The sequence below is a fragment of the Pseudomonas mandelii genome (assembly GCF_024138395.1).
Taxonomy (GTDB): domain Bacteria; phylum Pseudomonadota; class Gammaproteobacteria; order Pseudomonadales; family Pseudomonadaceae; genus Aquipseudomonas; species Aquipseudomonas mandelii_E.
On sequence record NZ_JAMYDU010000008.1, the window covers coordinates 50,120 to 70,486 of the forward strand.

Annotated in this window: 15 protein-coding genes; 8 read left to right on the forward strand and 7 right to left on the reverse strand. The window is 58.2% G+C overall.

Annotated features, from left to right (window positions below):
- The first annotated feature begins 57 nt into the window (after positions 1-57).
- The gene (locus NHU87_RS14685; RefSeq protein ID WP_253549733.1) at positions 58-2,784 is read left to right on the forward strand and encodes an AAA domain-containing protein; all 2,727 of its coding nucleotides are present in this window, start codon (positions 58-60) and stop codon (positions 2,782-2,784) included.
- A 96-nt stretch (positions 2,785-2,880) separates the two neighbouring features.
- Here the strand turns inward: NHU87_RS14685 and treR are convergent, their stop codons facing one another.
- Positions 2,881-3,585 carry a trehalose operon repressor gene (gene treR, locus NHU87_RS14690; protein WP_253549736.1) on the reverse strand — a complete coding sequence of 235 codons (705 nt, stop codon included), beginning with the start codon at positions 3,583-3,585 and terminating at the stop codon, positions 2,881-2,883.
- Between the two features lie 237 nt (positions 3,586-3,822).
- Between treR and treP the strand changes: the two genes are divergently transcribed.
- The 7 genes from treP (at position 3,823) to tadA (ending at position 13,771) form a co-directional block, all read left to right on the forward strand.
- On the forward strand, positions 3,823-5,265 hold the full coding sequence (treP, locus tag NHU87_RS14695; protein ID WP_253549751.1) for a PTS system trehalose-specific EIIBC component: 1,443 nt from the start codon (positions 3,823-3,825) through the stop codon (positions 5,263-5,265).
- 116 nt (positions 5,266-5,381) lie between these two features.
- A complete protein-coding gene (treC, locus tag NHU87_RS14700) occupies positions 5,382-7,031 on the forward strand; it encodes an alpha,alpha-phosphotrehalase (RefSeq protein ID WP_253549754.1) in 1,650 nt (549 codons plus the stop codon).
- 107 nt (positions 7,032-7,138) lie between these two features.
- On the forward strand, positions 7,139-8,362 hold the full coding sequence (locus NHU87_RS14705) for a maltoporin (RefSeq protein ID WP_253549757.1): 1,224 nt from the start codon (positions 7,139-7,141) through the stop codon (positions 8,360-8,362).
- Between the two features lie 62 nt (positions 8,363-8,424).
- Positions 8,425-10,959 carry a phosphoenolpyruvate--protein phosphotransferase gene (gene ptsP / locus NHU87_RS14710; RefSeq protein WP_253549760.1) on the forward strand — a complete coding sequence of 845 codons (2,535 nt, stop codon included), beginning with the start codon at positions 8,425-8,427 and terminating at the stop codon, positions 10,957-10,959.
- A 2-nt stretch (positions 10,960-10,961) separates the two neighbouring features.
- A complete protein-coding gene (locus NHU87_RS14715) occupies positions 10,962-11,252 on the forward strand; it encodes a PTS transporter subunit EIIB (RefSeq protein WP_253549762.1) in 291 nt (96 codons plus the stop codon).
- 645 nt (positions 11,253-11,897) lie between these two features.
- Positions 11,898-13,274, forward strand: a complete 1,377-nt coding sequence (locus NHU87_RS14720; protein ID WP_253549764.1) for a multicopper oxidase family protein — start codon at positions 11,898-11,900, stop codon at positions 13,272-13,274.
- On the forward strand, positions 13,274-13,771 hold the full coding sequence (tadA, locus tag NHU87_RS14725) for a tRNA adenosine(34) deaminase TadA (RefSeq protein WP_253549767.1): 498 nt from the start codon (positions 13,274-13,276) through the stop codon (positions 13,769-13,771). The genes NHU87_RS14720 and tadA overlap by 1 nt, the downstream gene beginning before the upstream one ends.
- 127 nt (positions 13,772-13,898) lie before the next feature.
- On the opposite strand, the gene cmoB is transcribed toward tadA, so the two are convergent.
- The 6 genes from cmoB to lon all read right to left on the reverse strand — a co-directional run bounded on the left by cmoB (position 13,899) and on the right by lon (position 20,055).
- Positions 13,899-14,855 (reverse strand): tRNA 5-methoxyuridine(34)/uridine 5-oxyacetic acid(34) synthase CmoB, encoded by a 957-nt coding sequence (gene cmoB / locus NHU87_RS14730; protein WP_253549770.1) that lies wholly within the window; start codon positions 14,853-14,855, stop codon positions 13,899-13,901.
- A complete protein-coding gene (cmoA, locus tag NHU87_RS14735; RefSeq protein WP_253549773.1) occupies positions 14,852-15,631 on the reverse strand; it encodes a carboxy-S-adenosyl-L-methionine synthase CmoA in 780 nt (259 codons plus the stop codon). The genes cmoB and cmoA overlap by 4 nt, the downstream gene beginning before the upstream one ends.
- Before the next feature lie 117 nt (positions 15,632-15,748).
- On the reverse strand, positions 15,749-16,243 hold the full coding sequence (locus NHU87_RS14740) for a hypothetical protein (protein ID WP_253549776.1): 495 nt from the start codon (positions 16,241-16,243) through the stop codon (positions 15,749-15,751).
- Positions 16,244-16,391: 148 nt separating this feature from the next.
- Positions 16,392-17,024: a lysoplasmalogenase gene (locus NHU87_RS14745; RefSeq protein WP_253549778.1), complete on the reverse strand. Its 633-nt coding sequence runs from the start codon at positions 17,022-17,024 to the stop codon at positions 16,392-16,394.
- A gap of 2 nt (positions 17,025-17,026) precedes the next feature.
- A complete protein-coding gene (locus NHU87_RS14750; RefSeq protein ID WP_253549780.1) occupies positions 17,027-17,419 on the reverse strand; it encodes a protease inhibitor I42 family protein in 393 nt (130 codons plus the stop codon).
- Between the two features lie 218 nt (positions 17,420-17,637).
- Positions 17,638-20,055 carry an endopeptidase La gene (gene lon, locus NHU87_RS14755; RefSeq protein WP_253549781.1) on the reverse strand — a complete coding sequence of 806 codons (2,418 nt, stop codon included), beginning with the start codon at positions 20,053-20,055 and terminating at the stop codon, positions 17,638-17,640.
- Positions 20,056-20,367 lie beyond the last annotated feature (312 nt).

The following is a 20,367-nucleotide window of genomic DNA, read 5'->3' on the forward strand; positions in this document are numbered from 1 at the left end:
CCGGATTCCGACAACATGGATGTTTACAGGCTTTGAACGAGCCTGCTTAAGGGATATATGGTTTCCATCTACGTGTGCGGTGAAGATAAGACCCGGCAGATCAAAGACTGGACAATAAAGAGTGACAGGCGCGGTGGATTCTCGCTGACTTGCCACTTTCCCTCCGGCAAGAGTTTTCCTAGCCCGCTGGGGGACTGCAAGGTCGTTCCTACCCGAGAGGTGAAAGGCCAGCTTCTGCGAAAAAAAGGCAGCTCGCTGGTAAGCGGCATCGAGAGCGCTGTGATCTATGGCGAGAAATATGCCGTCATTCAGTATCCCGGAAGCACGGCAAGTTACGTGTTCAAGATGGATGCTATCGAGCTTGTCGAGCCGACGAAGATGAAGGACGAGCCGACCTTCCACTATTTCCTTTCCGTGGCCAACGGCCGGGTTGAAAAGGCCGTGAAACCGGTGGATAAGGTCATCGCCGAAAATGTGCTGCGCCAGCTGAGCGCAATACCGTCATGCGCGGACACGGCGTTGCACGCCTACTGCACCGGGCAGAATGGACGGCAGGCACAAACGGGCGACTTCATCTTTCCTTTTGGCATCAATGAAAGCCAGCTTCAAGCCGTCGAGCAGGCCTTCACCTCGCAGATCAGTCTGATCGAAGGGCCTCCCGGTACCGGTAAGACACAGACCATTCTGAATATCATCACCAATATTCTGTTGCGTGGAAAAAACGTGGCGGTGGTGTCCAACAACAACGCGGCCGTCGCGAATGTCTGTGAAAAACTGGGCAAGTCCGGGTTGAATTATCTTGTAGCCGAGCTGGGTAGCAAAGAAAACCGGGAGGCATTCTTCGCCAATCCTTGCCCTCGACCTCTTACGGTTCCCGAAGCCACGCCTTCGATGGAACGCATCCAGGTCGTCTTGCAGCAGTTGAAGCAATTGCTTCAGACCCGGAACTCGGTAGCCCTGTTGCAGATTGAAATCCATGAGCTGGAGGTGGAGCGGCGCTATCTTCTGCAATGGCAGCAGGATAACGGCGTGCAGGCACCCGTCGCCCTGGACAAGTACAAGCTCTCCCCGCAAAAGGCAGCGGATCTGATGGCTTACCTGACACATCTTGCAGGCGACCGCGTCAGGATCAAGGACAGAATCGAGCTGCTGTTCAATTTCAAGATTCTGCGGATGAAGCCATTCGATGACTGGGCAAAGCGCAAATCGATCTTCTATAGCCTGCAGCTTCACTACTATGACAAGGCACTGCTGCAAAGAAAAACGGCATTGGCCACCCTTCAGGAAGCGTTGCGCCTCGGCAAATACGAGACGCTGCTGGATGAGTTGACGAGCGCTTCGATGAAGTATCTGAAGCAGCACTTGCATCAGCATGTACCGGACCCGGAACCCTTTGATGCCAAGACTTATAAACGCAAGTTTGATGAGTTCCTGAAGCGCTATCCGATCATTTCCAGCAGTACGCATTCGATCATCAACTCGCTTGAAGGCGGGGCTATGCTCGACTACGTCATCATCGACGAGGCCTCGCAACAGGACATTGTTCCAGGAATATTGGCGCTGGGCTGTGCGAAGAACCTGATCATCGTCGGCGACAGAAAACAGCTGGCGCACATCCCGGCAGAGCTGGGCATGGCGGCGCCCATGGACCACTACGATTGCGAGAAGTACAGCCTGCTCGATTCGTGCGTCAGTGTGTTCAATGATTCGATCCCGATGACGCTATTGAAAGAGCACTATCGCTGTCACCCGCAGATCATTCAGTTCTGCAATCAGCAGTTTTACGACAATCAACTGGTTCCGATGACCCAGGACCGCGGGGAAAAGCCGTTGTTATTGCTGGTCACCGCCAAGGGAAACCACACACGACGCAAAACCAATCTACGGGAGCTGGACTCGCTTCTGGCAGTGCTGGAAGGAGAGGGCGAAAGTGCATGGGAGGGCGAGGACGGCAGAGGTTTCATTGCTCCGTTCAGGAACCAGGCCACGCTTTCGGGCACGCTTTTGCCTGATGATTTCGTCAAAGACACCGTTCACAAGTTCCAGGGCCGCGAGTGCGACGAGATCGTCTTTTCCACCGTGCTGGACAAAAAGAGCACAACGCCGAAATTCCTGGCGTTCGTGGATGACCCTCGCATGGTCAATGTGGCGGTATCCAGAGCAAAAAATCGGTTCACCCTGGTCACGGGCGACGAAGTCTTCACCGCGAACAACGGGCATATCGCCGCGCTGGTGCGGTACATCGAATACTATGCGGAACAAGAGCAACTCCACCGCGCACCTGTGATATCAGCCTTCGACCTGCTCTACAAAGAATACGACCAATCGCTCGAACGTCTTAATGCAAGACTTCGGCCGAATGATTCATCGTTCAAATCCGAACAGATAGTGGCGCAGCTACTTCGTGAAGCGCTTGCTCAGGATGCCTGCCGATCGATGATGTTTCACACTCAGATTGAGTTGATACAGCTAGCCTCGCTCGCCAATGAATTATTGACGGCACGGGAACTGACTTTCATGAAAAACAAGGCCAGCTGCGATTTCGTGCTCTATTACAAAGTAGGGAAAAAACCGCTGGGCGTAATCGAAGTCGATGGGGGCTCTCATGGTGAGACTGAACAGGTCGAGCGAGACGCCCTGAAAAACAGCATCCTGCAAAAATGCGATATCCCCTTGCTTCGTTTGCGAACCGTCGAGAGCCATATTGAAGAAAAGCTGGCGGCATTTTTGGCTCAGTGGACCCGCAGCGTTCAAGATGAAAATCGCGAACTTTCGCCGGTTTAAATATTTGCAACGGAGTGGGAGCGATCCCGGCTTTAACTGATCGTCCGTAACAAATGAAAGGCCCCGTGAACACGAGTTCACGGGGCCTTTCGCGTTTCAGCGCCGGGCGACGTCGGAGAAGTAGAACTTGTCCAGCGTGTGCCGTGATTCGGTGTACTCGAACTGCCGGCCATCCTGCAAAAACGTCTGGTTACTCACCACGATTACATGGCTCTGATCGTCGAGGTCCAAATGTTGCCGGTCATGTTTGCTGCAGGGCACCGCCTCGATGGTGCGTTGCGCGTAGGCGATTTGCAGTTGCAGGGTCTGCTCGATGAAGGCGTAGATCGATTGTTCGGCGATATCGCGGGACAGGCCGGGAATCACATCGCTGACGAAATGGTTGATGTCGAGGATCACCCTTTTTCCGTCGATCCGGCGCACGCGCATGATCCGCGTGATCAGGCTGCCTGCTTCAGCCTTGATGTGTTCGAGCAGCGCGCCTTCAAGGGGGATCTGGGTGAATTCGACCACCTCGGTGCTGACGTCGTTGCCCAGTCGCGGGTAGGTTTCCTGGAAGCTGACGATGCCGCCGAGCTGAAATTCGATCGGGTTGGTCGACAGGACGAAAGTGCCTTTGCCGTGGACTTTCTGGGCGAAACCGCGCTCCTGCAATTGTTCGATGGCTTTACGCACAGTGCCGCGGCTGGCCTGATAGCTGTCCATCAATTCAGTTTCGGAGGGCAGTCGGGCGCCGCGTTCCAGACGTTCGGTCGTGATGCTGGCAAGCAGATCGCTGTAGATCTGGTTGTATTTACTCATGGGGAGAGCTCTGTGCCGGGCTGTGCTGAAGGTTTTGAACCTTAAGGGCAGGGTAGGAGTTTGTCCATGCGGCTTTGGGTTTCTTTGACTTCGGAGGTAGGAAATGTCGCCGCCTGTCGGGTTCAGGATAAACAAAATCAAACTCGTCTGTACGAGTTGTTGCTTTAACTCGTACAGACGAGTACTTTTCGCTTCGGCGTGCTGCCAATAACAAAAAACAACAGCGCAAGGACAATCATGAGCCACGACTATCCGAATATCGCCTCCGAGCTGCTGCACAGCCTCGGTGGCAGCGACAACCTCGAGCAGGCCGCGCATTGCGTCACACGGCTGCGCCTGGCCCTCAAGGACCCGAGCCTGGTCGACAGCGCCACGCTGAACCAGATCGATCTGGTCAAGGGATCGTTCTATACCGGCGGCCTGTTCCAGGTGGTCATCGGCCCCGGCGAAGTGGAAAAGGTCTACGCCGAGCTGCGCCGGCAAACCGGTCTCGCCGCCTCGACCATCGCCGACGTTAAACAGAAAAGTGCCGACAAGATCAACCCGATGCAGCGATTGGTTCGGGTGTTTTCCGACGTGTTCATGCCGATCCTCCCGGCACTGATCATTGCCGGCCTGTTGATGGGCATCAACAACCTGATCGGCGCCAAAGGCATGTTCATCGAGGGCAAGACCTTGCTGGATGCCTACCCCAAGCTTGACGGGCTCTGGAGCCTGATCAACCTGATGGCCAACACCTCTTTCGTGTTCCTCCCGGCGCTGGTGGGCTGGTCGGCGGCCAAGCGCTTTGGCGGCAGCGAAATCCTCGGCATCGTGCTCGGCCTGATGCTGGTACACCCGGATCTGCTCAATGCCTGGAACTATGGCAAAGCGGTGGCGGGGCTGGAAGGGCAGAGCCTGCCGTACTTCGACATTCTCGGTATGTTTCAGATCGAGAAAGTCGGTTATCAGGGGCAAATCCTGCCGATCCTGCTGGCGGCCTATGTGATGAGCGTCATCGAAAAATGGCTGCGGGCGCGAGTGCCTAACGCGGTGCAATTGCTGGTGGTGCCTATCACCACCATCGTCGTCACCGGCGTGCTGGCGTTGGCAGTGATTGGCCCGGTGACTCGCCATCTGGGGATACTCATCACCGAAGGCGTGGTCACCCTGTTCGACCTCGCGCCCATGATCGGCGGCGCGATTTTCGGCCTGCTCTACGCACCGCTGGTAATCACCGGCATGCACCACATGTTTCTCGCGGTCGACCTGCAACTGATCTCCACCCAGGGTGGCACCTTCATCTGGCCGATGATCGTCATGTCGAACCTTGCGCAGGGCAGCGCGGCACTGGCGGTGTTCTACATGACCCGCAGCGTGCGGGACAAAAGCATGGCCTCGACCTCGGCGATTTCTGCCTACTTCGGTATCACCGAACCGGCGATGTTCGGGGTCAACCTGCGCTACAAATTTCCGTTCTATGCCGCCCTGATCGGCTCGGCGCTGGGCTGCATCTTCCTGTCGATGAACAAGGTCCAGGCCTCGGCGATCGGCGTCGGCGGCTTGCCCGGTTTCATCTCGATCATTCCGCAGTTCATTCCGATGTTCGTGGTTGGGATGGTGATTGCTCTGGTCGTGCCGTTTGTTCTGACCTGCGGCTTGAGCATGAGGATTGTCCGGCCCGGGTATCGGGTCGCTTGATAGATCCATTCGCGGGCAAGCCTCGCTCCTACAACGGAGCGCGCTTCTGTAGGAGCGAGGCTTGCCCGCGAAGAGGCCCCCAAGGCCAGCACAAAACTTACTGAAGGAATCCCGCCATGCAAGACTGGCAATGTTCGGTGATCTACCAGATCTACCCGAAGAGTTTTCACAGCCACGCCGGCAACCCCACGGGGGATCTGCTCGGCGTCGTGGCCAAGCTCGATTACCTGCACTGGCTGGGTGTCGATTGCCTGTGGATCACGCCGTTCCTGCGTTCACCCCAGCGCGATAACGGTTACGACATCAGCGATTACTACGCCATCGATCCAAGCTACGGGACCATGGCCGACTGCGAGTTGCTGATTGCCGAGGCGGGCAAGCGCGGGATCAAATTGATGCTCGACATCGTGGTCAACCACACCTCGATCGAGCACACCTGGTTCCAGCAGGCCCGTAGCAGCCTCGACAACCCTTACCGTGATTTCTACATCTGGCGCGATCAGCCGAACAACTGGGAATCCAAGTTCGGCGGTTCGGCCTGGGAGTACGAGGCCCAGACCGGTCAGTACTACCTGCACTTGTTCGACCACACGCAGGCCGACCTGAACTGGGACAACCCCCAGGTGCGCGCCGAAGTCTTCAAGATGATGCGTTTCTGGCGCGACAAAGGTGTGGGCGGTTTCCGTCTGGACGTGATCAACCTGATTTCCAAACCGGCGGATTTCCCTGAGGACAACACCGATGGTCGGCGCTTCTACACCGACGGCCCGAACGTCCATGACTACTTGCAGCAGATGCACCGCGAAGTGTTCGAAGGTCATGATCTGATCAACGTCGGCGAGATGTCGTCCACCAGCCTGGAACACTGCATCCGCTATTCGCGGCCAGAGTCAAAAGAACTGTCGATGACCTTCAACTTTCATCACTTGAAGGTGGATTACCCGAACCTGCAAAAGTGGGTTCGCGCCGATTTCGACTTCCTCGCACTCAAGCGCATCCTCTCCGACTGGCAAACCGGCATGCAGGCTGGCGGCGGCTGGAACGCGTTGTTCTGGTGTAATCATGATCAGCCGCGCGTAGTCTCGCGGTTTGGTCATGACGGCGAGCATCGAGTGGTATCGGCAAAGATGCTCGGCACGGCGCTGCATTTCCTCCAGGGCACGCCGTTCGTGTATCAAGGTGAAGAGCTGGGGATGACCAATCCGGGCTTCGATCATATCGATCAGTACCGCGATGTCGAAACCCTGAACATCTTCCGGCTCAAGCGCGAAGCCGGTAGCAGCGACGCCGACAATATGGCGGCGATCATGCAGAAGTCCCGGGACAACGGTCGCACGCCGATGCACTGGAACGCCGAGCCGAACGCCGGCTTCAGCGCGGTCGAGCCCTGGATCGGTGTACCGGCCAACGCGGCGCAGATCAATGTCGCTCACCAACTCGACGATCCGGATTCCGTGCTGCATCACTACCGTCAACTGATTGCCCTGCGCCACAGTGAAACGCTGATGTCCGACGGTGTGTACCGGCAATTATTGCCTGAGCACACGCGAATCTGGGCGTACGTGCGTGAAGGCCATGGCGAGCGATTGCTGGTGCTGAACAACTTCTATGGCACGCCGTGCGAAGTCGAACTGCCGGATGATGTGATCAGCGAAGCGATGACTCAAAGCCTGGTGATCAGCAACTACCGGGACTGCCCGCCACGAAACCGGCAGGTCTTTCTTCGGCCTTATGAGTCGTTCGTTCTGCGCCTGAGCGATCACTAACGCTTAACCAATAAAAACACCGTTTAAAACAACACGCAGAACGCTGCGCGGGGGAGTTTTGCGCGCCGATTTTGCTGCATCACACAATAAAAATAATGAGGTGGTTCTTGAAAACAACAATAAATCGCAGCCTTGTAGCGGCGGGCGTGTGCCTGGCATTACCACTGTCGGCCCAGGCGCTGGAATTCGCCGGTTATTTGCGCAGCGGCGTCGGCACCTCGGTTAACAGCGGTAAACAGCAGTGTTTCCAGTTGCCGGGAGCGCAGACCAAATACCGCTTGGGTAACGAATGCGAGCAGTACGCTGAACTTGAATTGCGCCAGGATCTGTACACCCTGGACGATGGTTCGGTGTTCAGCGTCGACGGCATGGCATCGCTGTATAACCAGTACGACAAGGATCTGACATTCAACGGCGACAACGGCTCGGTGCGCCTGCCGCAGCTGTACGCGCAATGGGCGAACATGCCCAGCCTCAACGGCGGTTCGCTGTGGGCCGGTCGGCGTTACTACAAGCGGAACGATATCCACATTTCCGACTTCTACTACTGGAACCAGAGCGCCACCGGTGGCGGTATCGAAGATGTGCTGATCGGTGGTCTGAAGTACAGCTACGCCTTCTCGCGCAAGGACAACCTGTACCAGAAGGACTACATCAACCGTCACGATTTCAACGTCGCCGGCTTCAATACCAACCCCGGCGGTGAGTTGGAATTCGGCTTGAGCTACATCGACAAACCCGACAGCCGCGACGCTCATCGCGGTTGGGCGATCACCACCCAGCATGTGCAGAAGGGCTTTCTGGGCGGCAGGAATAAACTGGCCTTTCAGTATGGCGAAGGCCCCGGCACCGGGTTGGGCTATACCGGTAACGTGAGGCTGGACGACAGCAGCAAAAGCTATCGCGTGGTGGAGTTCTTCGACTGGCAAGTGACGCCGCGTTTCGGTGGGCAGCTCGAGGCTGTTTATCAAAAGGACATTCGCCCGGATGGCGCTGATCAGAACTGGATTTCCCTCGGGATTCGCCCGGCCTATGCGATCACCGAGCAGATCAAACTGGTGACCGAATTGGGCCACGATCAGGTTGAAGCCACGGGCGGGACGCGCAAGCTGAGCAAGTTCACTTTCGCCCCGACCTGGTCGCCCAAGGGCCCGGAATTCTGGGCGCGCCCCGAGGTGCGTCTGTATTACACCTATGCCAGCTGGAACGAGGCGGCCAAACGGGCGGCCAATGAACTGGCGGCGGGTTCGGCGTTGTCTGACAACGGCGCTTTCGGTACAGCGCGACACGGTTCGAACGTCGGATTGCAGGTCGAGTATTGGTGGAAATAAGCGATGCTGTCGGAGCCTCGCGCTCCATCGGCACTTCAAAGAACAAAACAGCAGGTGACGTCATGACCACACCCCAACAATTGCAACTGCTGGCACCCTTGTCCGGCGTGCTGATGCCGCTGGACCAAGTGCCCGATCAGGTGTTTTCCAGTCGCGTGATCGGCGACGGTCTGTGCATCGATCCGACTTCGCAAACCTTGTGCGCACCGCTGGCCGGGGTGATCAGCAATGTGCAGGTCAGTGGGCATGCCGTCAGCATCACCGACGACAATGGCGTGCAGGTGCTGATGCACATCGGCCTCGATACCGTGAACCTGGCCGGAAAGGGTTTCACCCGGTTGGTGGAGGAAGGTCAGCGGGTAGTAGTGGGGCAGGCGCTGATCGAGTTCGATGCCGATTACATTGCCTTGAACGCCCGCAGTTTGTTGACCCTGATGCTGGTGGTCAGCGGCGAACCGTTCACCTGGCTGACGCCCGAAACGGGTATGGTAGAAAGCGGCCAGCCGCTGTTGAGCCTGAATCCATCCGAAGTGGCGTCCGGTGAGTCGCTGCCGGAGGAGGGCGAGGCGCTGTTCTCCAAACCGGTGACGTTGCCCAATGCCAACGGCTTGCACGCGCGCCCCGCGGCAGTGTTTGCCCAAGCGGCGAAAGGTTTTTCGGCGAGCATTTGCCTGCATAAACAGCAGGAGAGCGCGAACGCCAAATCCCTGGTGGCGATCATGGCTTTGCAGACCGCCCATGGTGACATCCTGCAGGTCAGCGCGGCGGGCGCGGATGCCGAAGTGGCGATCAAGACGCTGGCCGAGTTGCTGGCCGCCGGTTGCGGGGAAACCGTGACGGTGATGGCAGAGGTCGAGACGGTTGTTGCCGAGGTCTCATCGCTGAAGGTGCTACGCGGCGTCTGTGCATCGCCGGGCTCGGCGTTTGGCCAAGTGGTGCAGATTGCCGAGCAGACCCTCGAGGTGAGTGAATCTGGTGTGAGTCCTCAGGTTGAGCGTGAGCACCTGTCCCGGGCGTTGGCAGCGGCGGTTCTGGCCTTGCAGCAGTTACGCGACAAGGCCAGGGGTGACGCCCAGGCAGACATCTTCAAAGCTCATCAGGAACTGCTCGAAGACCCAGGCCTGCTGGATCAGGCTCTGGCATTGATCGACACCGGCAAAAGCGCCGCTTTCGCCTGGCGTGCGGCCACCGAGTCGACGGCAACCTTGTTCAAAAAACTGGGCAATGCCTTGCTGGCCGAACGGGCGGCGGATTTGGCCGACGTTGGTCAACGGGTGCTCAAGTTGATTCTCGGCGTAGAAGATCGTGCGATGGCGTTGCCGGACGGGGCGATTCTGATTGCCGAGCAACTGACGCCCTCCCAGACGGCTGGCCTGGACACGCGCAAGGTGCTGGGGTTCGCCACGGTCGGTGGTGGCGCCACCAGTCACGTGGCGATTCTCGCGCGGGCCTTCGGTTTGCCGGCGATCTGCGGCTTGCCGGTTCAGGTGCTGACATTGATCAATGGCACCCGGGTTTTGCTCGATGCCGACAAGGGCGAGTTGCAGCTGGATCCCGAGCTGGCCGCCATTGAGCAGCTGCAAGCCAATCGTCAGCGACAAAAGAAGCGCCAACAATACGAGCTGGAAAATGCAGGACTGGCCGCCTGTACCCGCGATGGGCATCACGTTGAAATCACCGCCAATATCGCGTCGTTGGCCGAGGCCGAACAGGCCATGACGCTGGGCGGCGAGGGCGTTGGTCTGTTGCGTTCGGAATTTCTTTATCTGGATCGCAACCACGCGCCGAGCCATGAGGAGCAGGCATCCACTTACAGCGCGATCGCCCGCGCCCTGGGGCCGGCGCGCAATCTGGTGGTGCGCACCCTGGATGTCGGCGGCGACAAACCATTGGCCTATGTGCCGATGGAGCGCGAAACCAACCCGTTTTTGGGCATGCGCGGGATTCGTTTGTGCCTGGAGCGTCCGCAGCTGTTGCGCGATCAGTTCAAGGCGATTTTGAGCAGCGCCGGGCTGGCTCGCCTGCACATCATGCTGCCGATGGTCGCGCAGTTGTCGGAGTTGCGACTGGCCCGTCAGCTGCTTGAAGAAGAGGCACTGGCATTGGGTCTCACTGAACTGCCGAAACTGGGGATCATGATCGAAGTGCCGGCGGCGGCGCTGATGGCTGATCTGTTTGCGCCCGAGGTGGACTTCTTCTCCATCGGCACCAACGACCTGACCCAATACACCCTGGCCATGGACCGCGATCACCCACGGCTGGCCAGTCAGGCCGACAGTTTTCATCCCTCGGTGCTGCGCCTGATCGCCAACACTGTGAAAGCCGCTCATGCCCATGGCAAATGGGTCGGTGTGTGCGGCGCCATGGCTTCGGAAAAACTGGCGGTGCCGCTGTTGCTGGGGCTTGGGGTGGATGAGTTGTCGGTGAGCGTGCCGTTGATTCCTGCGATCAAAGCGGCAGTCCGCGAAGTGGATCTGCTGGATTGTCAGGCCATCGCCCAGCAGGTGCTGGGCCTGGAAAGTGCCGAGCAGGTACGCGAGGCATTGCGGCTGCACCATGAGGCGACGGTCGATACTTCATTGATTCTGGAGAACTGAGCATGTTCGAGAAAATGCAGCGGGCGTTCTGGAAAGCGTTGACGCCGGACCTGGTGGTGGATGAGCCGAAAGTGGAGGCTCAGCCTGTTTTCGGTTTGACCGCGAATGTCGTGGCCGCGCTGGGCGGAGTGGATAACCTCAAGTCGCAACAGCCGGTGGCGCTGACTCGGGTGCGGGTGGAACTTCGGGATATGACGCGAATGGATCGGCAGGCGTTGATGGCGGCAGGGGTGCCGGGAGTGATGATGCTGGAGCGCGGGGTGGTCCATCTGATCACCGGTCTTCAGCCATAACCGGACCTTTGTGGTGAGGGGCTTGCCTGTGGCGAGGCAGCTTGCTCCCGCTGGGCTGCTGAGCAGACAATTCTGATGCCGCCAACTCTACACGGTGATCGTTCCCACGCTCCGCGTGGGAATGCCTCAAGGGACGCTCCGCGTTCCAGCCACACGGCCGCTGTCGAGTCAGATATCGATGTGACGCAGAGCGTCACGGGCTGCATTCCCACGCAGAGCGTGGGAACGATCATTCAGCAACGTTAGTCCGAAGGCCGAGCCCGCAACCGGCGGCCAATCACATCCAGCACATCACACCCATTGCGCAATGGAATGGCACAGAGCAAGGCAAAGTCGCTGAGAATGAAAGATTCGCACAGGAGTGATGCTGCTGGAGGGGCAGACAATTCTGATGCCGCCAACTCTACACGGTGATCGTTCCCACGCTCCGCGTGGAAATGCCTCAAGGGACGCTCCGCGTTCCAGCCACACGGCCGCTGTCGAGTCAGATATCGATGTGACGCAGAGCGTCACGGGCTGCCGAAAAGATCGCCCAGCCTGTGACCATCCGCCGCGCTGCCCTTACTGTTTCTCATCCGCAGGTGTATCGTATTCGCCTTTTGCAGGCCTTCGCGCCTGTGGCTGATACGTGAGGTAGTTGAGTTCATGTCCTTTACCCGTCGACAATTACTCGGTGGTCTGGCCGGTCTTGTGGTGGTTGGCGTGGGGGCCGGTGGCGCGTCGCGTTACTGGCTGGGCAAGATGGCCGACGCTGATGCCGGCCATGACTATGAGCTGATCGCCGCGCCGTTGGACGTCGAACTGGTGGCCGGGCACAAGACTCCTGCCTGGGCGTTCGGCCCGTCGGCGCCGGGCACTGAATTGCGCGTGCGTCAGGGCGAATGGCTGCGGGTGCGCTTCATTAACCACCTGCCGGTGGCGACCACCATTCACTGGCACGGCATCCGCCTGCCGCTGGAAATGGACGGCGTGCCGTACGTCTCGCAATTGCCGGTGCTGCCGGGCGAGTACTTCGATTACAAATTCCGCGTGCCCGATGCCGGCAGTTACTGGTATCACCCGCACGTGAACAGCAGCGAAGAACTCGGTCGCGGGTTGGTCGGCCCCTTGATTATCGAAGAGCGCGAACCCACCGGTTTCAAATATGAAAAAACCTTGAGTCTCAAGAGCTGGCATGTGGATGAAGAGGGCGCTTTCGTAGCGTTCAGTATTCCTCGTGAAGCGGCCCGTGGCGGCACGGCGGGGGGCTTGTCGACCATCAACGGCGTCTCACAAGCGGTGATCGACTTGCCCGCCGGGCAGATCACTCGCGTACGGTTGCTCAACCTCGACAACACGCTGACGTACCGCCTCAACATTCCCGGCGTCGAAGCGCAGATCTACGCGCTGGACGGCAATCCGATTGCACCGCGCCCATTGGGCAAGGAATACTGGCTGGGGCCTGGCATGCGCATTTGCCTGGCGATCAAGGCACCGCCGGCCGGCGAAGAATTGTCCCTGCGCAATGGCCCGGTACGCCTGGGCACTTTCCGCTCAGTGGCGAACACCGATGCGCCGACCGAGTGGCCGCCGGCGCTGCCCGCCAACCCGGTGGCCGAGCCGGACCTGGCCAATGCCGAGAAACTCAACTTCAATTTTGAATGGGTAGGCTCGGTGTCTGTCAACGTCGACAACGGCAAGCCGCCAAGCCTGTGGCAGATCAACGGCAAGGCCTGGGACATTACCGACAAGACTTGCGCCGATCGACCGATTGCCAAGCTCGAAAAGGGCAAAAGCTATATTTTCGAATTGAAGAACATGACTCAGTATCAACACCCGATCCACCTGCATGGCATGAGCTTCAAGGTCATTGCCTCGAACCGGCACAAGGTCATCCCGTACTTCACCGACACGTACCTGTTGGGCAAGAACGAGCGCGCGCAAGTGGCGCTGGTGGCGGATAACCCTGGGGTCTGGATGTTCCACTGCCATGTGGTCGACCACATGGAAACCGGCCTGATGGCCGCCATCGAGGTGGCGTGATGCGACAGATACGCCCCGCAGCGATTATCGACCGCAGCCGTGATCGTGATTTCATGCGCGAAGCCCTGGCCCTGGCCGCTCAAGGCGCGGCACTGGGTGAAGTGCCGGTGGGCGCGGTACTGGTGCAGGACGGTGAAATCATTGGGCGCGGTTTCAACTGCCCGATCAGCGGCAACGACCCCAGCGCCCACGCCGAGATGGTTGCGATCCGCGCCGCGGCCCAGGCTGCCAGCAACTATCGCCTGCCGGGCAGTACGCTTTACGTGACGCTTGAGCCGTGCAGCATGTGCGCAGGGCTGATCGTGCATTCGCGGATTGCGCGGGTGGTGTATGGCGCGCTGGAGCCCAAGGCCGGGATTGTGCAGAGCCAGGGACAGTTCTTTACCCAGGGCTTTTTGAATCACCGGGTGTTGTATGAGGGCGGGGTGTTGGCGGAGGAATGCAGCGCGGTGTTGAGTGAATTCTTTAAGGCTCGAAGAGCAAAACCTTCAGAGTAAACCCGATACCTGTGGGAGCGGGCTTGCCCGCGATAGCGTCGGCACATCAAACATTGATGTTGACTGAGCCACCGCTATCGCGGGCAAGCCCGCTCCCACAGGTTTTTCTGGTGTCTGGACGAGTGGGTTACTTGCGGGCAACGATGACGGCACGCATCGGCGCCGGCAGCCCTTCGATCGTTTTGCTGTGATCTTCCGGGTCAAGGAAATCACTCAACGACTGATACTTCATCCACTCCGTCCCGCGTTGTTCTTCGACCGTGGTCACGCTCACATCCACGCAACGCACATCGCTGAAGCCGGCGCGGCGCAGCCACAGTTCCAGCGCCGGCACCGATGGCAGGAACCACACGTTACGCATCTGCGCGTAACGGTCTTCCGGCACCAACACCTGCTGCTGATCGCCCTCGATCACCAGCGTCTCCAGCACCAGTTCACCGCCCTTGACCAGGCAATCCTTCAACGCCAGTAAATGCTCGATCGGCGAGCGGCGGTGATAGAACACGCCCATGGAAAACACCGTGTCGAAGCCTTCCAGATTGGGAGGAAGATCCTCGAAGGGAAATGGCAAGTGCCAGGCAGTGGGCTCGGACAAGTAGCGTTGCACGGCTTGGAATTGGCAGAAGAACAGCCAGTTGGGGTCGACGCCGATCACACTGTCGGCCCCGGCGCCGAGCATGCGCCACATGTAATAACCGTTGCCGCAACCGACATCGAGGATGCGTTTGCCTTTCAGGTCCAGATGAGGAGCGACCCGGGACCACTTCCAGTCCGAACGCCATTCAGTGTCGACATGCACGCCGAACAGGTCGAACGGCCCTTTGCGCCATGGCGATAGGCCCATCAATGCGGTGCGCATTTGAGCGCGGGTTTCATCGTCGCATTCGGTGTCCAGTGTCAGACCATTCAACAAGTCGACTTCGCTTGGCTGAATCTTCGGTAGCGCATCCAGCGCGCTTTGCCAGCGTTCCAGATCGCCGTGACCTTTTTCCATTTTCTGGTCGAGTTGTGCTTGCAGGGTGTTGGCCCATTCGGCCAGAGGTGTACCGGCCAGACGGCGGGCGAGGGGAGACAGATCAATCATGGCAAGGCAATCAACGAGGCAAAGTTAAGACACTGGAACCACGGCACGACTTTCGAGAACCCGGCGGCCAACAGGCGTTCGCGGTGTTCTTCGAGGCTGTCGGGCTTCATGACATTTTCGATGGCGCTGCGCTTCTGGGCGATTTCCAGTTCGCTATAGCCGTTGGCGCGTTTGAAGGCCACGTGCAGGTCAGTGAGCAGCGCGTGTTCTTCGGGGTCGTTGAAGCGCAGCTTCTCCGAGAGGATCAGCGCGCCACCGGGCAACAGCGATTGGCGGATGCGTGAGAGCAGCGCGGTGCGCTGGTCCGGGGCGATGAATTGCAGGGTGAAGTTCAGCGCCACCACCGAGGCTGGCTGGAAGTCGAGAGCGAGGATGTCGCCTTCGATCACTTCCACCGGCAGCAACTCCTGGAACATCGAGTCCTGGCCGTTGAGGTATTCGCGGCAACGCTCGACCATCGCTGCTGAGTTATCCACAGCGATCACCCGGCAGCCGTCGGTGCGCACATGACGGCGCAGGGCCTGAGTCACTGCGCCGAGGGACGAGCCCAGGTCGTAGAGCACGCTATTGGGCTGGGCGAACTGAGCGGCAAGCACACCGAGATTTTCCACGATGGTCGGATAACCCGGTACCGAGCGCTTGATCATGTCCGGGAACACCCGCACTACGTCTTCGTTAAAGGCGAAGTCAGGCACCTGGGTCAAAGGCTGGGCGAAAAGGCGATCGGATTCTTTGCTCACGGCGGTTCCAGCGGCGTAGGTGGAAAAGGCTGGCATTTTAGCCAAATTGACGGGGGGATGCGCGGGTTGTCTGATAAACCGTGAGGAAGAGCGCTTTGAGGTTGAACGGCCAAGCTCAACGCTGAGGCTTGGCCATTCTTTATTTAACGTGGATTACCGAGGTTGCAGTAATACGATGTAAGTGGATTTACCGGCGATTTTCAGCTCCTGATTACGCTCATTGACACCCTTGAAATCAAAGCCGATTTGGTAATGCAGTTTTTCAGAAGTAGCGTCAATTACTTCTACAGTGAACGTTCCGCTTTTTGCGGTGTATGTGGAAGAGGTAGTGAAGCCGGGGATGGTACCCATTTCAAAGTAATAAGCATCATAGAAAGGGAAGTCCGGATCGGTAACAGAATAAGTATCGGATTTAATGTTTTTATCAAATACGAGGACTAAGCCTTTTTTAGAACGATGCGAGTAGTCCTGAGTATTTGCGCGGGTTACCAGCGCAATCTGATTGCTTGTTGGATCGGCTTCGTACTCAACAATTTGACTCTCAAGTTTCACTCGGCCCGACACCGAGGCAAGTGTTTCAGCGCTAACAGTAATGATGGGCTCTGCAGTATTGGCCAAGCCTGCATTTTTACTTTTGAAAAAGCTCATGATGTTCTTCCTTGTATTTCAGGTATGGTTGATAAGGCCACTGAATAATAGGAAGGCGTGTAAAAAACTTAGCTACTGTCAGAAATGACAGTTTTTTATAACGTTTCGAGATGGGTTAATGAGTTTTTGGTTATGAAGTGCTGCCGAGTTATTTGTCTTTATTAAATGCCGAGGTTGCAATACCCCATTGTCCCAACCAGTAGCTGAGGATGATGAGGTATGGCGCGGCGGCGAATGGTGATACGAAACGGTTGATGCCGATCACGCTGTCGGAAAACACAAACGCCACTGCACCCGTTGCAGCCAACAGCGCCGAACGTTTCGGCACTTCGGAACCCAGTCGGGCCAGTGCGCGCCAGAGCATTGCGCTGATGGCCAGACCATAAACAATCACCGGAATCAACAATGGGCCCAGTCCGTGGGAAATCAAAATCCCCAGCAGCACCGCGCCCACACTCAGGGCAATCATCAATGGCAACAGCGCAAGACGCCGGCAATCGCTCAAATAAGCCCTCAGATACGCCAAATGCGCGACCAAAAACGCCCCAAGGCCAAACACGAACAAATCCCCCGGCCATGCCAGCAACACATCGCCGATCAGGGAAAAAATCAAACCCAGGCTGATCCAGCGCCGATAGTCACTGGGCGGTGCATCGTGCAACCAGCCGAGCAGGGCCAGCACCGGCAATGGTTTGACCAGCAAGCACAGCAATGCGGCATGCACACTCAGGCCGTATAGGAAGGTCACTGCGCCCATCAACGCCAGAATCAGCCAGCCCACGATCAGTTAACCGCAATGGCGCAGTCGAACGTTTTCACGGCCGGAACTTCCGGTGCCCATGGCTGTGAATAAGTCAGTCGCAAGCGGCCAGTGCCGGTGGCAAAGGCCTGGAAGCGCCAGGTCGAAAGGCCTGCATTGCCGATGACCCCGGCGTCTTCCGGATTGCTATAGACCTCGGGGCTGAGCGCACGCAACACACCACCGGCTGAATCCTGGATCGTCCAGCGGTAACCCGTGGTCGGGTTGCTTGGCAGAGTCAGAATCAGGTTTTGCCCGTTGTTCAGATGCACCGGGCATTCGCTTTGTTTTTCCACGGTCACGTTCTGTCTCGGTTGCGTGGCGCAAGCGCTCAGCAGGGCGAGGGCGAGGGGGATCAACAGGCGGGTGGGGGACATAAGATCAGCAGCTCCGGCATTCACGACGAACGGCGAGCATAACTGAAGATGAGACAAAGTGTGACAATCCGGGAATGGGGGTGTCAGGGCTGACGCCTTCGCGGGCAAGCCTCGCTCCTACGGGGGTTGTGTGTCGTTCGCATTTTTTGTGAACGACGCAAAACACTGTAGGAGCGAGGCTTGCCCGCGATGGCGGCGGTGCAGGCGCTACATGACTGTCAGAACAATATCTTCGCCACATCCGCAAAGCGCTTGGCAAAGTGCACGGTAATCCCTTCCTTCAGATAATCCGGCAACTCTTCAAAGCTGCCGCGATTAGGCTCGGGCAGGATCAACTCGAAAATCTTCTGCCGACGCGCCGCGATCACTTTCTCACGCACACCGCCAATCGGCAGTACATGTCCGGTCAGTGTCAGTTCACCGGTCATGGCCACGCCTTTTTTCGGCGACTGGTTGCGGGCCAGGGATAAAAGGGCGCTGGCCATGGTCACGCCGGCACTCGGGCCGTCTTTCGGCGTGGCGCCTTCCGGTACGTGGAGGTGAACGAAGGCTTCGTCGAAGAACGTCGGATCGCCGCCAAATTGCTTCAGATTGGAGCTGACGTAGCTGTAGGCAATTTCTGCCGATTCTTTCATCACTTCTCCCAGCTGCCCGGTGAGTTTGAAGCCCCGGTTGAGGGTGTGAATGCGCGTGGCTTCGATTGGCAGCGTCGCGCCGCCCATGCTGGTCCAGGCAAGCCCGGTGATCACACCGATGCCGGACAGCACTTGTTCATTGCGGAACACTGGTCGGCCGAGTGAAGTTTCGAGATCTTTTGGGCCGAGTTTGATCACTGCTTTCGGTTCGTCGATCAGCTTCATCACGGCTTTGCGCACCAGTTTGCCGAGGTTTTTTTCCAGCTGCCGCACCCCGGCTTCGCGGGCATAGCCGTCGATCAAGGCTTTCAATGCGTTGTCGCTGATGCTCAGGCTACCCTTGGACACGCCAGCTTTCTCAAGCTGTTTCGGCCACAGGTGACGCTTGGCGATCGCGACTTTCTCTTCGGTGATGTAGCCCGACAGGCGAATCACTTCCATCCGGTCCAGCAATGGGCCGGGAATCGAATCCAACGTGTTGGCGGTGCAGACGAACAGCACTTTCGACAGGTCCAGGCGTAAATCCAGATAGTGATCGAGGAATTCGACGTTCTGTTCCGGATCGAGGGTTTCCAGCAGCGCCGAGGCGGGGTCGCCCTGGTAACTCTGGCCCATTTTGTCGATCTCGTCGAGCATGATCACCGGGTTCATCACTTCGACGTCTTTCAACGCGTGGACGAGTTTGCCCGGTTGCGCGCCGATGTAAGTGCGGCGGTGACCCTTGATCTCGGCTTCGTCGCGCATGCCGCCGACGCTGAAGCGATAGAACGGTCGGCCGAGGGATTCGGCGATGGATTTGCCGACGCTGGTCTTGCCCACGCCCGGCGGGCCTACCAGCAAGACGATGGAGCCGCTGATCTCGCCTTTATAAGCGCCGACCGCGAGGAATTCGAGGATGCGGTCCTTGATGTCATCGAGGCCGGCGTGGTGTTTGTCCAGCACCTTGCGCGCGTGTTTGAGGTCGAGTTTGTCCTCGCCGTACACGCCCCATGGCACCGAGGTCGCCCAGTCGAGGTAGTTGCGAGTCACCGCGTATTCCGGTGAGCCGGTCTCGAGGATCGACAGTTTGTTCATTTCCTCTTCGAGGCGTTTCTGCGCCTGAGGCGGCAACACCTTGCCTGTCAGACGTTGCTCGAACTGCTCGATGTCGGCGCTGCGGTCATCCTTGGTCAGGCCCAGCTCTTGCTGGATGACCTTGAGTTGTTCCTTGAGGAAAAACTCGCGCTGATGCTCGCCGATCTTGCGGTTAACTTCGGCGGAGATTTCTTTCTGCAGGCGCGCGACTTCGACTTCCTTGCGCAGCATCGGCAGGACTTTTTCCATGCGCTTGAGCATCGGCACGCAGTCGAGCACTTCTTGCAGTTCGCTGCCCGTGGCCGAGGTCAGGGCGGCAGCGAAATCGGTCAGTGGGGACGGGTCGTTGGGGCTGAAGCGGTTGAGGTAGTTTTTCAGTTCTTCGCTGTACAGCGGGTTGAGCGGCAGCAGTTCCTTGATCGCGTTGATCAGCGCCATGCCGTAGGCCTTGACCTCATCGGTTGGCTCGGTGGGCTGGTGCGGGTATTCGACTTCGACCAGATACGGCGGGCGATGGTGTTTGAGCCAGGTTTTGATGCGCACCCGAGTCAAGCCCTGGGCGACAAATTGCAGTTTGCCGTTTTCGCGACTGGCGTGGTGGACTTTGACCAGGGTGCCGTATTCCGGCAGGGCTTTGGTGTCGAAGTGGCGCGGGTCTTCCTGGGGGGTATCCATGAAGAATAGAGCCAGGGAGTGGTGGTCGGACTGGCTCACCAGTTCGAGGGTTTCGGCCCACGGCTCTTCGTTGACGATCACCGGCAGTACTTGCGCCGGGAAGAAGGGCCGGTTATGGATCGGGATGATGTAGACCTTGTCCGGCAGGTTCTGGCCAGGCAGGGCGAGGCCTTTGCCGGAGGAGGTGTGTTCGACGTTGTCTGTTTCGGCGTATTGGCTCGTATCGTCAGGGAATTCTTGCTGGTCGGTCATGGGGCACCTGCGCAATGGGGTATGGGTCTTAGATGGGGCAGGTGGGGGGTGGTTTCAATGGCTCTGGATATTTCAGGGTGTGTGTTCAGGGTTTTGACAGGTCTTGGCGGCCTTATAGCCGACCAATCTCTTTCAGACATACGCCGACCCACTTGTAGGAGCGAGGCTTGCCCGCGAAGGCGGCCTGATAGCCGACCAATCTCTCGCAGATGTACCCGGTTCAACTGTGGGAGCGAGCCTGCTCGCGATGGCGGCGTGTCAGGCGACATCAATGTTGAATGTCAGGCCCTCTTCGCGGGCAAGCCTCGCTCC

Excerpts from the sequence above, each read along its gene's own strand:
- NHU87_RS14685 (WP_253549733.1), top strand. The coding sequence starts at position 58 with ATGGTTTCCATCTACGTGTGCGGTGAAGATAAGACCCGGCAGATCAAA.
- treR (WP_253549736.1), bottom strand. The coding sequence starts at position 3,585 with ATGAGTAAATACAACCAGATCTACAGCGATCTGCTTGCCAGCATCACG.
- treP (WP_253549751.1), top strand. The coding sequence starts at position 3,823 with ATGAGCCACGACTATCCGAATATCGCCTCCGAGCTGCTGCACAGCCTC.
- treC (WP_253549754.1), top strand. The coding sequence starts at position 5,382 with ATGCAAGACTGGCAATGTTCGGTGATCTACCAGATCTACCCGAAGAGT.
- ptsP (WP_253549760.1), top strand. The coding sequence starts at position 8,425 with ATGACCACACCCCAACAATTGCAACTGCTGGCACCCTTGTCCGGCGTG.
- NHU87_RS14715 (WP_253549762.1), top strand. The coding sequence starts at position 10,962 with ATGTTCGAGAAAATGCAGCGGGCGTTCTGGAAAGCGTTGACGCCGGAC.
- NHU87_RS14720 (WP_253549764.1), top strand. The coding sequence starts at position 11,898 with ATGTCCTTTACCCGTCGACAATTACTCGGTGGTCTGGCCGGTCTTGTG.
- tadA (WP_253549767.1), top strand. The coding sequence starts at position 13,274 with ATGCGACAGATACGCCCCGCAGCGATTATCGACCGCAGCCGTGATCGT.
- cmoB (WP_253549770.1), bottom strand. The coding sequence starts at position 14,855 with ATGATTGATCTGTCTCCCCTCGCCCGCCGTCTGGCCGGTACACCTCTG.
- cmoA (WP_253549773.1), bottom strand. The coding sequence starts at position 15,631 with ATGCCAGCCTTTTCCACCTACGCCGCTGGAACCGCCGTGAGCAAAGAA.
- NHU87_RS14740 (WP_253549776.1), bottom strand. The coding sequence starts at position 16,243 with ATGAGCTTTTTCAAAAGTAAAAATGCAGGCTTGGCCAATACTGCAGAG.
- NHU87_RS14750 (WP_253549780.1), bottom strand. The coding sequence starts at position 17,419 with ATGTCCCCCACCCGCCTGTTGATCCCCCTCGCCCTCGCCCTGCTGAGC.
- lon (WP_253549781.1), bottom strand. The coding sequence starts at position 20,055 with ATGACCGACCAGCAAGAATTCCCTGACGATACGAGCCAATACGCCGAA.